This window comes from Methanosarcina mazei S-6, assembly GCF_000970205.1.
Classification (GTDB): Archaea; Halobacteriota; Methanosarcinia; order Methanosarcinales; family Methanosarcinaceae; genus Methanosarcina; species Methanosarcina mazei.
The window spans coordinates 2,005,568-2,020,007 of sequence record NZ_CP009512.1; the positions used below are offsets into that span (position 1 = coordinate 2,005,568).

General features: G+C 49.0%; 8 protein-coding genes. 6 read left to right on the forward strand and 2 right to left on the reverse strand.

What is annotated here, in order from left to right; all coding sequences use genetic code 11:
- Positions 1-140 precede the first annotated feature (140 nt).
- The 4 genes from MSMAS_RS08595 to MSMAS_RS08610 all read left to right on the forward strand — a co-directional run bounded on the left by MSMAS_RS08595 (position 141) and on the right by MSMAS_RS08610 (position 6,052).
- Positions 141-938, forward strand: coding sequence for an MFS transporter (locus MSMAS_RS08595; protein ID WP_327036896.1), 798 nt, complete (start codon positions 141-143; stop codon positions 936-938).
- A gap of 82 nt (positions 939-1,020) precedes the next feature.
- Positions 1,021-2,064 carry a polyphosphate kinase 2 family protein gene (locus MSMAS_RS08600; RefSeq protein ID WP_048040396.1) on the forward strand — a complete coding sequence of 348 codons (1,044 nt, stop codon included), beginning with the start codon at positions 1,021-1,023 and terminating at the stop codon, positions 2,062-2,064.
- A gap of 75 nt (positions 2,065-2,139) precedes the next feature.
- Entirely contained in the window at positions 2,140-4,968 is a 2,829-nt protein-coding gene (locus MSMAS_RS08605) for a cation-translocating P-type ATPase (RefSeq protein ID WP_011034967.1), read from the forward strand.
- A gap of 238 nt (positions 4,969-5,206) precedes the next feature.
- On the forward strand, positions 5,207-6,052 hold the full coding sequence (locus MSMAS_RS08610; protein ID WP_048039766.1) for a helix-turn-helix transcriptional regulator: 846 nt from the start codon (positions 5,207-5,209) through the stop codon (positions 6,050-6,052).
- Positions 6,053-6,143: 91 nt separating this feature from the next.
- Here the strand turns inward: MSMAS_RS08610 and MSMAS_RS08615 are convergent, their stop codons facing one another.
- Both MSMAS_RS08615 and MSMAS_RS08620 read right to left on the reverse strand, forming a co-directional pair.
- Entirely contained in the window at positions 6,144-6,722 is a 579-nt protein-coding gene (locus MSMAS_RS08615; protein ID WP_011034965.1) for a FumA C-terminus/TtdB family hydratase beta subunit, read from the reverse strand.
- The gene (locus MSMAS_RS08620; protein WP_048036992.1) at positions 6,722-7,564 is read right to left on the reverse strand and encodes a fumarate hydratase; all 843 of its coding nucleotides are present in this window, start codon (positions 7,562-7,564) and stop codon (positions 6,722-6,724) included. The genes MSMAS_RS08615 and MSMAS_RS08620 overlap by 1 nt, the downstream gene beginning before the upstream one ends.
- Before the next feature lie 991 nt (positions 7,565-8,555).
- Here MSMAS_RS08620 and MSMAS_RS08625 point away from each other — a divergent pair.
- Positions 8,556-10,973 (forward strand): hypothetical protein, encoded by a 2,418-nt coding sequence (locus MSMAS_RS08625; RefSeq protein WP_011034963.1) that lies wholly within the window; start codon positions 8,556-8,558, stop codon positions 10,971-10,973.
- A gap of 132 nt (positions 10,974-11,105) precedes the next feature.
- Positions 11,106-14,438 carry a hypothetical protein gene (locus MSMAS_RS08630; RefSeq protein WP_011034962.1) on the forward strand — a complete coding sequence of 1,111 codons (3,333 nt, stop codon included), beginning with the start codon at positions 11,106-11,108 and terminating at the stop codon, positions 14,436-14,438.
- Positions 14,439-14,440: the final 2 nt, after the last annotated feature.

The window sequence follows — 14,440 nt, forward strand, 5'->3', positions numbered from 1 at the left end:
GACAAGAATATGGAAAGACCTACTAGTGTTACTATTCTGGTCTTTTTGGCTGCATTGCTGGCATTTTTAAACGCTATTGCAATGCTTCGATTTCTTGGATTTTTGTCCTATGGGAACGTCACGTCATCAGTAGGGGTAAGATGCCACTCATAAGGCTTGATGTGCTCAGGGACCGCGGGGTTACTTCAGGAGTTTTCACTCAGACGGCTCAGACTCTTCTTTTTGGAGGTTTCCTGTTCAGCATGGCTCTCTTCTTTCAGGTCGCCCTGGGACTCAACGCGATACAGACAGGTTTTCTTTACCTCCCCCTCTCCATACCTCTTTTAATTGCTTCGGTTGCAGCATCCCGGTTATCTTCCCGCATGGCCCCAAAGATCATTATTCAGGCTGGGCTACTCATACTTATTGCGGGGCTTTTCCTGTCTAGTGCAACCATCAATATAGAGGTCAGAGGGCCTGGCCTGATGACCGGGTTTGCCCTGATAGGTACAGGTTGGGGGCTTATAGCATCCCAGGTAATGAATCTCGTACTTTCGCAGGTACTTCCTGAAAGAACGAGCGAGACAGCTGCCCTTATGAGCGCTTCCCAGAACCTGGGAATGTCTCTCAGGACTGCATTGATGGGTTCCATCGTCATTGCAGGCCTGGTAGCAGGAGCCACCGCCCTCATGGATGAAAGTACTGTTATTCCAGAGGATCTCAAGCCCGCTGTGATATCCTCAGTAGAGGAGAATGCCCAGTTTTTGAGCGATGAAGAACTGCAGGCTGTCCTGCAAGATGCTCCTCCTGAAGTTTCACAGGAGATATTGAGGATCAACGAAAACGTCCGCATTGAGGGAATAAAAACCTCCCTCTGGGGGCTGGTGATTTTTGCGGTAGTGGGCTTAATAGTCTCGATCTTCCTGCCGCCTGAAATTTTAGTCTCTAAAAAAGAATGAAGATCAAGCACATCCAGATGACCTTCGGAAATTCGACAGGTCTTGAACATTCAATAGGCAGAATAATACAGGAAGTCAAAATATGGCAGCCAAAATTGAAGATGTGGAAACCAGAATTGAAGCATTGATGGACGTCATGAGAGTCCCTCCCGGCAAAAAGATCAACTTGAAGAAGGACTACGACCCCGGCTTCACCGGGAAATGGATGACGAAGGCAGAGGCAAAAGAAACCCTGGCAAGAGGCATCCAGATGCTTGCCGAGATGCAGGATAAGCTCTGGGCTCAGAACCAGTATGCCGTACTCATGAACCTTCAGGCACTCGATGCAGCCGGCAAGGACGGCACCATTAAGCACGTCATGTCAGGAGTCAACCCGCAGGGGGTCGATGTCCACAGTTTCAAGGGGCCTTCAAGTGAGGAAATGGACCACGATTATCTCTGGCGCAACTTCAAGGCCCTGCCTTCTCGCGGCCGCATCGGGATTTTCAACCGTTCCTACTATGAAGAAGTCCTGGTCGTAAGGGTGCACCCCGAATTCCTCGCCAGCCAGCAGCTCCCGCCCAAACTTAAGGACAAGCGTATCTGGAGGAGGCGCTTCGAGGAGATCAACAACTTCGAGAAGTATCTGGTTGACAACGGTATCGTTGTCATCAAGTTCTTTCTGTACGTGTCCAAAGAAGCCCAGAAGGAGCGTTTCCTGAGGCGGACCCAGTTGCCGGAGAAGAACTGGAAGTTCTCCGCAGCCGACATAAAAGAGCGGGCCCACTGGGACGATTATATCGCTGCCTACGAAGACATGTTCAACCATACAAGTACTGAGTGGGCGCCATGGTACATCGTGCCGGCCGATCACAAGTGGTTCACAAGGCTGGCCGTGGCTGCCGTACTTTACTACACGATGGAAAAACTTAACCTCGCCTATCCTACAGTCAGTGAGGAGCAGAAACAGGCTTTGATTGCGGCAAAGGAAGAGCTGGAGAGAGAGGACAGCGGTCCGAAGGATAAGGCCGTTGTAAAGGCCGAAGAGGAGGAAGATGCCGATCCACAAGACCCGGCTTCAAACGGTGAAGTCCCGAAGGACGAATCTAAGAAGGAAAGCAAGAAAAAGGGCAGCAAGAACAGGTAAGGTCATGCAAGAGCAGGGATACTTTCAACCTGAAAGATCAAGCCTCCACACTTTTCAAACTCAAGGAGAAGGAACATGTCACCCCAATCTGATAAAGCCACATCGCCGGGTCCGGCACAAACGGAGTCAGGTGTCAATTGGTACGCACTTACGCCCACAGAAGTCGCCAGCCGACTTCAGGTCGGTCTTGACAGAGGCTTAAGTGCAGCTGAGGCTCAGCAGCGCTTGCAGCAGTACGGCCCGAATCATCTGGTGGATACGAATAAGGAGCCGGGCTGGAAGGCGTTCCTGCGGCAGTACAAAGACCTGATGCAGATAGTCCTGCTTGTGGCGGCGATCGTCAACCAGATATTCACAGGTAAGTGGGGAACTACGCTGGTGCTTGCGAGTCTGACCGTCTTCAACGCAATGCTGGGCCTGCGTGGAGAATCCAAGGCTGCTGCCAGCCTGGAGGAGCTAGCCGGGACGATGAAGAGCATCACTCATGTGCGCAGGGATGGAGTGGCGCAGGAAGTCGACATCGCGCAGGTGGTGCCAGGGGATGTTGTGTTGATGGAGGCGGGAGATGTCGTCCCTGCCGACGGGCGCCTTTTTGTGACGGCCACTATGGAAATAGAGGAAGCGGCTCTGACTGGCGAAAGCGTTGCTTCCTTCAAGAACAGCGAGATTATAGAAGGGGCTGAGGTACCACTGGGTGACCGCCACAACATGGCATACATGAACACTTCGGTCACGCGTGGTCGCGGCGAAATGGTCGTCACCACTACCGGTATGGGTACTGAGATGGGTCACATCGCCGACCTGCTCAACAAGACCAAGGCAGATAAAACACCCCTGCAGAAGCAGCTTGACCGGCTGACGATGATAATTGCAGCGCTTGCAGGTCTTGCATTTATCCTGATGGTCATAATGGGGATCAATAACGGGCAGCCACTGGACGATATCTTCATCGCCGGTGTGGCTCTGGCTATCGCAGCCATCCCCACAGGTCTGCCGGCTGTGGTCATCACCATGTATTCCATGGGCACGCGGGAGCTGGCTGCCCAGAATGCCATTGTCAAACGGCTGCCATCGGTGGAGACTCTTGGTTCTGTCTCGGCTATATGCACAGACAAGACCGGCACGCTGACGCTCAACAAGATGACAGCGGTTGAGTTTACCGTCCCAGGCCAGAACCGTTACCATGTGACGGGGGAAGGCTACGGCACCAGGGGCGAGTTGAAACTGACCCAGGGCATCCCTGCCGGCCAGCCGTGGCAGAAAAGCACGACGCCTTACAGCACCGGGGGAAAGATACAGAGCGCAGGCGGGACAAGGATCGACCTTGATCAGGTCCTGCTGCCCATGGCTCTGTGCGCCGATGCCAGGCTGGACGGTGAAACGCTGATAGGCGACCCTACAGAGGGCGCTCTGATCGTTTTGGCTGAGAAGGGGGGCATCCATGTGGACAGCGCGCGAGAGATGTTTCCGCGTGTAGCCGAGGTGCCTTTCGATGCCGAATATAAGTTCATGGCTACCTTCCACAATATGACAGATGAGCAGGGTAAGCCGGTTGTGCGTTGCTGCGTCAAGGGGGCACCTGATGTGTTGATCGCTCGTGCTGGATACTACTGGCTGCCGGGAAGAGATCCGGCGGCAGTAACCGATGAAAATCGTAAGCTGGCACTGGCTGAAAACGACCGCATGGCGGCTGCCGGTGAGAGGGTTATGGTAGTGGCGCGCCGCGATTTCGATCCGACCACTTTCGATCCTAAAGGCAATTTGCTCGACCTGGTGCAGGACCTGACTCTTCTGGCGATGGTGGGAATAGTCGATCCGCCTAGGGCAGAGGCAAAGGATGCCATTGCCAGGTGCCACAGTGCCGGGATCCAGGTGCGCATGATTACTGGCGACCATGCGGTGACAGCCGCCGCCATAGGTCACGAGCTGGGTATAGAGGGCCAGGCTCTGACAGGGGCGCAATTTGCCGCCATTCCTGATGAGCAGTTGAAGCCACAGCTGGATCAGATAGGCGTGGTGGCTCGCGTGACACCGGAAGACAAAATCCGGCTGGTGACAATGCTACAGCAGAAGGACAATATCGTGGCAATGACGGGCGATGGTGTCAACGATGCCCCGGCATTGAAGAAGGCAGACATAGGTGTGGCTATGGGTATTACAGGCACCGAAGTCTCTAAGGGCGCAGCGGTGATGATCCTGACCGACGACAACTTCGCCACCATCGTCAAAGCTGTGGAGTATGGCCGGAACATCTACAACAACCTGTTCAACTTCGTCCGCTTCCAGATGGGACAACTGGTGGCATACATCACATGCTACCTGCTGGCTGCATTCTTCTTCGTACTCGGTGGAGTCCCGTTTGCGGCACTCGTCATCCTGTTTCTGAACTTCCTGATCTCAGTCCCTGTGGCTATGGCACTGGGGTTCGACAAGCCGACCTCAGGCCTGATGGATAAGAAACCTAGGCCGTTGAAGCAACCCCTCCTGTCAACTTCACAATGGGTGCGCATCGCCTTCCTCGGCATCCTGATGGCTATCGCCACGGTATATCTGGAGGCGATCTATGAAGAGGCAGGCGTGACCACGGCGGCCACCATGGGCTTTGTGGCTTTCGTTTTGCTCAGCATCTCAAGGGGACTCAGCGCTCGCAGCGAGACCGAGACTGCCTTTGACAGGGACATTATTCATGATCGAAACCAGATGTTCCTCTATAGCATGGCGTTGTTGATAACCATCCTGGCGACCGAGCTCGGCTTCCTGCAGCGCCTTCTGGGTCTTACCTCGCTAAGTGGGGACCAGTGGCGGATCTGCATAGCCGCTGCCATTGCCCTTTTGCTCGTAGACGAGGTCATCAAGGTCTTCCTTCGCAGCCGTCTCCATGATGTGAAAGCTCCTGTCACCTGAAATTCTGTTCCTCCATAAACCAGGAAGTAAAACCATCTGTGGATTTGAAAAATTTGAAAGGTCTTGAAAAAGTTTGAAAGAGGGATAAAAAATCGATTATCCTTTTTGTAGCGATTCTGCTGAAAACAGACTTTTTCTACCAGGTAAATCTATTAACACGTTTACTCAACCCGTTTACTCAGGAACTGTAATATTAAGGATGAAAAAATATATATTCGTAGTCTTTGCAATAGATTTGATGAGATCTTCCCTGATCACAGTTCTTCTGTCGTCCGAGAAAAGGACGGACTTGCTTTTATTTTTGAAAGAGAAGCCAAGGACCATCGAAGAAATCAATTCAGAACTTGATACGAACCCGGTTGCTGTCCTGCCCCAGCTCAAAAAGTTAAAAGAAAACGGACTTGTTGTTCAGGCGGACAGAGTATACAGCCTTTCTCTTATGGGGAAAATAATTGTCCGAAGAATGGAATCACTTGTAAAGGCTTTCAGGCTGCTTGAGGATAATTACGATTACTGGTCAGGCGTTAAGCCAGGAGGAGCTCCATCCGTTTTTTTCAAGCTGATGGAAGAACTTATGGAATTAATACCCGAAAACTGCCAGGAAGAAGATGATTTTTCAGCGTATCAGGAAATAACCGGGGCTTTTTGCAGCTCGAAACAGGTTTTTCTGATTATTTCAAACCGTAATCTGCACTATCCGAACATCTGTGCAGAAAATGCAAAGAAAGGGCTGAAGGTATCTGTAATTTTTACTCAATCTATATTTGAAAAGTTTACAGAAGAATTTAAAGACGAACTGGATGCTCTGCTTCTTCTTGAAAACTTTGAAATATACGTGCTGAATGGGGACCTAACTCCACCTGCACTGGCAGTAACTGATACCATGGTTTTCGCCTGTTTTTCTTCTGGCAAATGTGACGAAGGCGAGGATAATACTATAGTAAGTTTCGGAGAAAAATCCGTAAACTGGGGTCTGGAAACCTTTGAATACTTCCGAACGCAGGCAAAACCTCTGGTTTCCGGTGCATCAGGTAATTCACGTCTTCCAGACCACAGGAAAAATTTCGAACAGAAATATAAATAATACAGGATCCCAGAGAGGCTGGCACAGCTTCGGAAACTTTAAGTGAAAAATAAAATCAACCCGATTAGACTTAACTGGCTGAGAGCAAATCTTATTTTTGCAGCTCTTCAAGCGCTTTCTCAGCTTTTTCTCTTACCTCTGAAAAAATGTCTTTCCCCTTTGCGTCAATTCCTACAATAAGAGGCCCGAATTTTTCAACCCTGAGAATCCAGACGGCTTCAGGCATGCCAAGGTCAGGCCAGTGGACGGTTTTTACATCTTTTATCAGCTCTGCTGCAAGGGCTGCACATCCTCCGGTGTATGCGAGGTAGACGCAGCAGCTTTTAAGTGAATCTGCAACGTTTTTCATCCCGCCTTTTCCGATAATCGCACGGACTTTGTGGGTTTTCAGGAGAGGCGGGGTCATTTTTGACATCCTGCCGCTGGTCGTTGGTCCTGCTGATATTACTTTCCAGCCGGATTCAGTCTGCTGCATGAGAGGGCCGCAATGATAGATTACTGCCCCTTCGAGTGAAAATGGGAGCTCTTCTCCTCTTTCTTCCATTTCGAGAATCCTGGCATGGGCTTCATCTCTGGCGGTCAGGATTTCCCCTGAGATATAAACAATGTCTCCGGCGTTGAGTTTCTCAATGTCTTCAAACTTAAGTGGAGTTTGCAGGTGATATTCCATTATTCTTCCTCCCCGAATACTATTGAAGCATGCCTGTTAGCCCAGCACTGGATGTTTATGGCAACAGGAAGGGACGCTGTATGGCAGTGTGCTGTTTTTATGTGTACTGCAAGAGCGGTTGTGCTGCCTCCAAGCCCCATACAGCCGATTCCAAGAGCGTTTACCGCTTCAAGGACCTCTTGTTCAAGCTCGTTCATGGGTGCATCCAGAGGCTCAAGAAGAGCTTCTTTTGCAAGCCTGGCTGCTTTGTCAAAAGAGCCTCCTATCCCTATCCCCAGGGTCAGAGGAGGACAGGGCATCCCACCTGCATTAATCACGGTTTCAAGCACGAAATTCTTGATACTGCCTGCTTCTGTAGGGTTAAACATCCTGAGTGCGCTCATATTTTCCGAGCCCGCACCTTTTGGGGAGACCGTGATCTTCAGCTGCTTTCCGGGCACGAGTTTCCAGTGAATATCCGGGATTCCTGAGCCTGTATTATTTCCGCTGTTATTTCTGTTCAACGGGTCCACAGCATTGGGGCGGAGAGGAATTTCCCTGGTTGCGAGGACAACTGCATCTCTTACCGCGGCTTCAAGGTCAAAACCTGGCTGAAACTCAGTCCCGAGCTCGGCAAAAAAGATCATGATGCCCGTATCCTGGCACATCGGGACCGCGTGATTTTTAGCAATCTCAATGTTTTTAAGGATTGCCTGGAGCTGGGATTTTGCAACCTGATTTTCTTCTATGGATTCAGCTTTCCTGAGCGCATTCACGACGTCATCGGGAAGTTCAATTTCTGCTTTTCTAATAAGGTCTGCAATAGACCGGATAAAGTTTTCACAGCGTATTTTCAAAGACAAAAGACCACCAGAATGGATAAAATAATAAAAACAATATGATGGAGGAATCAAATTCTCAGGTACTTATGCAGGTGAATCCTGAATTTTCTGAAAATTGGATGGTCAGACTTAAATATGTTTTTATTCAGTCCCTCCCATTTTCTTTCGCTGTTTTGGTTGCGTTTCCCACTTCAGAAGAATATTATTTATACTGAATGGTGAAAATTTATACTGAATGGTGAAGAACTGAACTTATAAAATCTCAAAAAGCTGCTTTCCTTTGGAAAAGATGTGATTAATTCTCAATTCTAACCGGTTGTATTTTTCAAGGAGATAAAATAGAAATTTATAACTAAAGTATGCGTCTAAAAGAAATGATTTTTATTTTTGGAGTTTTCCTTTGATTTTTTTAATAATATGACAACATTATATTCAAGTATTTAATGTGCCTCTGATTACAATGAAATTAAATTAAATTAGGACACATGCCTTAAACTCTTTAAATATCCAAGACCATACCTGCTTCAAGAAAGCTGTTGATAATTTTCAGATTCCAATTATCTATTGAGTTCAGGTTATACTGAAAGTAACTATGTTTCTGAACATATATTCTCTATGAATCTTATACCATTATACTTATATTGACATATGTCAAGTATCTTTTAATGGGTCAAAAAACGTAATCAGTACGCATTTAAGGAAATAATAGAGTTTGCGCTGTCGAGTCACTAAATTAGTACAAAAAGCCAAAGTTATCAAAACGTATTTTTTTCATAATATCTTTAGTGGTAAATTTCGGTACTAGGGTGCGTAAGTTCTATTTTAAAAATGAAGCCTGGTTTGTGACTATTGAAGATATTTGGGGTCTATAGTGGGGCAGTTATAAAGGTTGCATTCTTGACCAGAAATCCGAAAAGCAGTCAATTTTGGAATAGATCATCCTTCATTAGTGATCACTATTGTTAGTAACTGACATTTGCGATCAATACTAGGAATAAGGGGAGAGTTGGAAATGGTTGATGCTGTAGGACCAGTATTTACGGGTGGATTTGAGGAATTTGTTGTTAATGGGGAAAGCGGCGAGCAATATACGATCCTTTACCTGCCTGATCGGAATAACGATCAATTACAGAGAGAAGGTAAAGCTCCGGTTTACTACTGGGTGCCAGGACAGGTACGGTTAGCCCGTTTTGGTGACACTGGCGACTTCAAGTTCCGCCACATTCATTTTGTAGGCGTTATGGATGAGCAAACACATGTGGGTGTAGAGGGCCGTGCCGAAGTGGTAGGTGGGTTGCTGTCATTCACAACCACATCCCGATATCCGACTTCGGTTCTTAAACAGGCAGAGGAGCAACTTTTGAATAAATTCCGGGGTAATAATGACCGCTACTGGGGATGGCGTACACAGGCTGCCCCCATGTTTCGCATAGCCCCTATTCGTGACAACCGTACAGCGATCACGAATCTGACTCCAGGCCGCAATGGCACCGCACCTGCAGAAAATATAAGCGCCCCGGCAGGCGGTGGTGCTACATCTGGTGGTATTACTCCTCCGGGGGAATCGGGGGCAGCCCCCAGGAGCCTGGTGCGCCGTGCAGATCTGAGCAAGCGTGTAATACACGGTCGTGCAAACAATGAATCCAATCTGGATGCCTGGGCTTGGGAACTTCAGGGTCAGGGTCCAGGTTCGGTAACTGGCGGTGAAAACGCTTTTGCCGGTCTAGTTGGTGCCTATCCCAGCGAATTAATCTGGGCAGGTTTTCGTGGCGCTGCAAGCCCGATTGTCGCAACCCAGTACCTGACACTACCCGTGTGGAGCCAGGAAATCTGGCTGAAGATCACTGGTAACTGGGATCGCATCTTTCAGCACTTTTCTGCTCATGCCAATGCAAAATACCTGTGGTTTGCGGGCGATGTCAAAGCAGAGTTCAACAACCTGCGCATAAACGGCGATATCAAAGTGGAGATGGCCATTGACGGAACTATACCCGGAGCAGAAAATATAGAGAAAGAGATCAATAAACGTATTGAACTTATATCGCAAAAATTCATGGATGAAGCTGCTAAACGCATATTTGAACCTGCACCACCGACTGTAGAGCCAGCCCAGGCACCAAGTGGCGGCATATTTAGCAGCATCTTTGGTTATGGTGGGGGGTTTGCCCTCAAGTATCGTCGTGACCAGACAAAACTCGATTTGAAATATGAAGAGACGCGCTACCATCGTTATTTGCAGCCCACAACCATCAGCTCCTCCTTCGAAGGTATCTATAATGAATTAAAGCGCGACCCCGATGCGGAGAAAAAATACTTCGTCCGTTTGATTATGGGTGACCTCAGCCGCAAAGTGACCCGTATAGTCAAACCTATAGTTAACTGGCCGGATCCGTCTAAAAGCTGGGTCGGTGAACCTGTGGCCTTCCTATCCGCAGAAATCGGTTATCCTGGTCCCACGGGCAGCAAACAGTGGATGGCGCATGTCTTCCAGAGTACGGATACAACTGATCAGACCAACTGGTCTCCAGCCTTCGCACTGCGCCAGAAGGACGAAGTGTCCAACCCACCAGATGACTGGGAACCTGATGTTACTTATGTGCGCCGGCGTGTCCACCTCACCGAACCAATGGGAATTACAGATAATCCGCTGGTAAAGGTCGATGTTGAGAAGAATGTAGTCGACCTGGACCCGGAAGGAGGTACTCCTACTACCGATAATGTCCTGGAGGTGCGTGCCGATTCTGCAGGTAAACTGGAGGTAGGGCCTATAGATATTGATGTAGTGTTGCAGGACAATACCCAGGTGGTGACTGTGGAATTCAAGGCAAGTGGACATAAACACGATGGAAGTGAAAGACCGGTTGTCAGGTTCCAGTGGAAATTCGATGACCAGTCAAGCCCGCGTTACTGGGAAATTTTTACAGGTCAAACTGATTACGCGCCTATATACGATTACCGCGTCACTGTTGATGTCAAAGGCACACTTTTCAGCCGGGGCATGGCGTGGACAGGACCATGGACATCAGGCCTGGGCAATGGCCCGCTTATGGTACACGTTCCCTCTCCTGATGAAGCAGGAGTAAATACACGCCGTATGGAGCCCAGGCAGGTAGCAGTCGAGTCCCCGGTAGGTCAGCCCGTTGAGGAAAGCAAGCCGTCAACATCAGCGCCTCCAGGTGATGAATCCGGTGGAACGACGTCACCAATTACTGCACCGCCGGGAAGCCCGCGTACAGAGAGCGTCCCTGAAAAAAAGGAGGAACATATCGTTGCCGGATACAATGTCAACCAGCCCCGGGTAGAAGCACCTCCAGGAGAGTTCGGCGAAACCAAAACAACTAAAAAAACAGCCCGTACTAAAAAAACAGTAGCCGAAAAAACCGAGAAACTTGAAGAACTGACCGGGGACAAAAGCTGGGTGAAGTTATAAAATGCATTTCTGTCGAGCGTAACTTGCTTGCTTTTGAGGATTACGGATTCTGACCTGACAGGATTCTATTCCTCTTCTCTTTCCAGTTTTTATCTTACGGAGAGTCTTTTGAGCAGGCAGGGGAGGAACCTTATGTCCGATATGATAGCTAATGATCAGCCCGGCGAAGAAGACTGGATACCTGGCTCGGTAACCCTAGGTAACGGTAAGGTAATTTCTATCCTGACCATACCTGCTGCCAGCGGATATGTTACCTACGTGCTGCCACAAATTCCTTCTCTTGTTAATAGTACATCTGGAGAGCCGATGCTTTCCCTCTCTCTTATTCTCAGCAGGCAGCCGGGTCCCGAAGAGGACAGCGTTTATCCGCTGATAGAAAGCGCACTCCTTACAATGGATGTAAGGATAGGGATAGAAGCGAGTGTACTGGACGCAATGTTCGCTTCCTGCCAGGGGGAATGCCGCAGGCTCTTTGCCCGTAGTATAGATTACCAGTTTTTTTTGTCAGAAGATGACCAGAAGCCACCTGTTATTCTGACACAGGCGAAAGCCAGCGGGAGCGAAGGCCGCACAGGCATAAGTGTTCACCTTGACCATATGCAGGCTCTGGATGTGCTTGCAGCACTTGACAGCACACCATCACGCCTACATCTCTCCGCCACCATTCATTATCAGACTGCCGGAATTTCTCATTCCGTTCACCTCTCTGGTTCCTGGGCTGCCATGCACGACTTCATCAGTGGTTATCAGGACGATAGCGGCTATATCAGTGAAACTCAACTCTACCAGCTCATTTCAGATATGGCTGAGAAAGGGCTTCTCATGGTTACCGAAGAAAATGGCAGTCCAATACATTTACCCTCTGAGGATCTGGTGCACCTCTTTATGCGCCAGGCAATGGTTATCTTACGCAGGGAACCAGATCCCGAAAATGATAAAGTTCGGTACGCGCTTCGTCCCCGTCCATATGAAGGTTTTGGACTCAGCTACACCGAATCTATTGTCACCGCTGGCATGAAGACCTGTGAGCTTTGCACGTCTCTGGACCAGATTATTGGTGGTATACTTAAGGGTCGTAACTGGACAGAATATGTGCACCTGGTGGCTAAGGAGTCCAATTCCTCCGAAATCTTATCACCGGTTCCTAAAAAGGTGCATGCAACAAGGAGCCGGCGGGGAGAACGTAGCGGCAGCAGCATAAAAATGGCTGCAATTGACAATAGCCTCGTTTCACTTTCTTTAGCTGCCCTTCCCGGCACCTTTTTTACTCCTCTCCCAAATCAGGGAATGTTACATCCTTCGAAGGAAGCGATCCATCATATCGAGCTGGACGATTTCCGTCTGGACCTGGGGAAACCTATTAATCGACGCAGCCTGCCTGTTGTTGGTAACCGAAACGCACCTTACTGGAGCGACCGCATAGATGCCAATAAATTATGGTACGCTCCTGTATACGAAATAATTGAGCCTGAACCCAATGCTGATCCCGGCAGCAGTCCATTTCTGTTTTCTTTTGAACGGTTTGGAGCTACCGGTACCGGAGAACCTGCTCTTCGCGGAAGCGTAAGATTTACCCTGCGTTTCAGAATGAGTGAAGAGACCGAATCTGCCCTGAGCCAGATTAACCTTGTTAATAAAGCTCAACCCGTAAACTTTGAGAATCTCTCCGTTTCTTTACTGGTACCCTTTGTCGATGAAACCGATGGTCGGGTCAAGCAGCACTTTTTCGAAGCGGCTGTGCAAAAGCAGGGGGATACTGTGATCGCGACCGTATCGATGCTTAACGAATGGGTACGTCTCACTTACGGTGCGCTTGCCATAGAGGATTTTCAGGAGTCTTCCGCACAGGTTCAGGTTGCTTACACCTTCAAAAGTTACGTGCCTGTAGAAGGTAAGAATCTGGAACTTGCATTTGGCGGAAAAGCGATATACACTCCAGTTACCTATTCTTCTGCGGAAGCTTCTGCATTAAAGGGTACACCCTATCTGGATGCAACTACTCTTACACATTTCCGGCCAGTAGAGGAGGTACATTATATTCGTGAGGCGTCCGGTTTATTTCCTCGCCTCGATTCACGTTTTGAGGTTTCCACCCCGGTCAAGTTCCCGGTTCTTTCAAGCCAGCCAGTGACTTCTACGGCTGTTCGGGTGAGACCGCAGTTGACTGTCGCCACCAGTGTAGCATCTCTTATAAAAAAAGTAAAATACGCTATCCATACTGAGGTACAGCAGCAAATAAAGGCTCTTCTGGTCCCTTGCAACCTTTTTGGCAATTTTTATCAGGAAATACGCAATGAAGCGCCAGCTTCTATTGGTTGTCAGGATGCCTTCAAACTTGGCCGGATAAGCTATAACCAGTATGAAGAAATAAGTGCTCTACGTGACCCGGCATATCTGGTCTACAGATCATTGCAGCAGCCCGGGCATTTCCTGGTGGTTCCAGCTTCTTTCTGCATCAGTAGGCGTACCGCTGGTGAGACTGACGCTTACCGTCCTTTAATTTTCCTCAATGCTCTTATTGATTCAGCAGTGGCTTCAAACAACCGTGTCGAGTTGCGTGCCACTCTTGAACCCGATTTGCCTTTATTTAAGCTCAGCGCACTTCTGGAGCAGCTTAAAGCATACGATCAAAATCCGAAAATCCATTACCCAACTGACATTCCATACGAAAAGGTTGATTTCAATTGGGCGATGCACACCTCCATCACTGCCAGTAGCGAGGCAGATCTACTGGAAGTCAATGGTCCTTTCATTAGCGCCTACTTCAGTATGGGCCTGCCCGACTGGCAATTAATGCGCAGCGTTTTGAGCAGTCCGGGGCTTGGCGGAAGTGTTTCTTTTACACTGGCAGACGGCAGCAAGCTTGTTTCTAACCTGCTGCTTAAGCTGGACAGGATACGTGGACCCTGGCATGGTGGTCCCCTGGAGGTAGCATCTCAGGACGGTAAAGTAAAACTTTCCAACCGTATTGAAAGGGCCATCGACGTCAGCGACCTCGTACGTTATGCCGGAAACAGCGTGGCTGAAAGAGTGCCTGTGGGGGTCTCACTTGTTCCAGACCAGACTTTTACCGTGTCTGCCGGCAGCGGACTCCAGCCTGTCTACAGCTACCCTCCGGGTGATCCGGTAGCTATTGAAGAAGTGCGCAGTTTCGTTGAAGACATCTACAGTAACCTTATTTTTATAAACCTGACCAATTTCGGCAACCATAACCTCCTTCGACTTGATGTGGAGGCCCGGTTGCAGGGGCTGAACAGCCTTTACACAGCCCAGCTCACAGAAGAGCTGCCTGTGGCTGACATTCCTATTGTGCTGCCTCTAACTACCTACCTGGAGAAGCATATACTGGATTTCCGTGTAATCAAGATATTCAATAATCGTAGTGCGGAGACGACTGAATGGATTCATTGGGATCTTGGTACTGCTGTTCCAATCAGCCTGACGCGCGAGCTCCTTGGCCTTTAAAC

Coding starts and splice junctions, on each gene's coding strand:
- MSMAS_RS08625 (WP_011034963.1), top strand. CDS start 8,556: ATGGTTGATGCTGTAGGACCAGTATTTACGGGTGGATTTGAGGAATTT.
- MSMAS_RS08605 (WP_011034967.1), top strand. CDS start 2,140: ATGTCACCCCAATCTGATAAAGCCACATCGCCGGGTCCGGCACAAACG.
- MSMAS_RS08615 (WP_011034965.1), bottom strand. CDS start 6,722: ATGGAATATCACCTGCAAACTCCACTTAAGTTTGAAGACATTGAGAAA.
- MSMAS_RS08600 (WP_048040396.1), top strand. CDS start 1,021: ATGGCAGCCAAAATTGAAGATGTGGAAACCAGAATTGAAGCATTGATG.
- MSMAS_RS08595 (WP_327036896.1), top strand. CDS start 141: ATGCCACTCATAAGGCTTGATGTGCTCAGGGACCGCGGGGTTACTTCA.
- MSMAS_RS08610 (WP_048039766.1), top strand. CDS start 5,207: ATGAGATCTTCCCTGATCACAGTTCTTCTGTCGTCCGAGAAAAGGACG.
- MSMAS_RS08630 (WP_011034962.1), top strand. CDS start 11,106: ATGTCCGATATGATAGCTAATGATCAGCCCGGCGAAGAAGACTGGATA.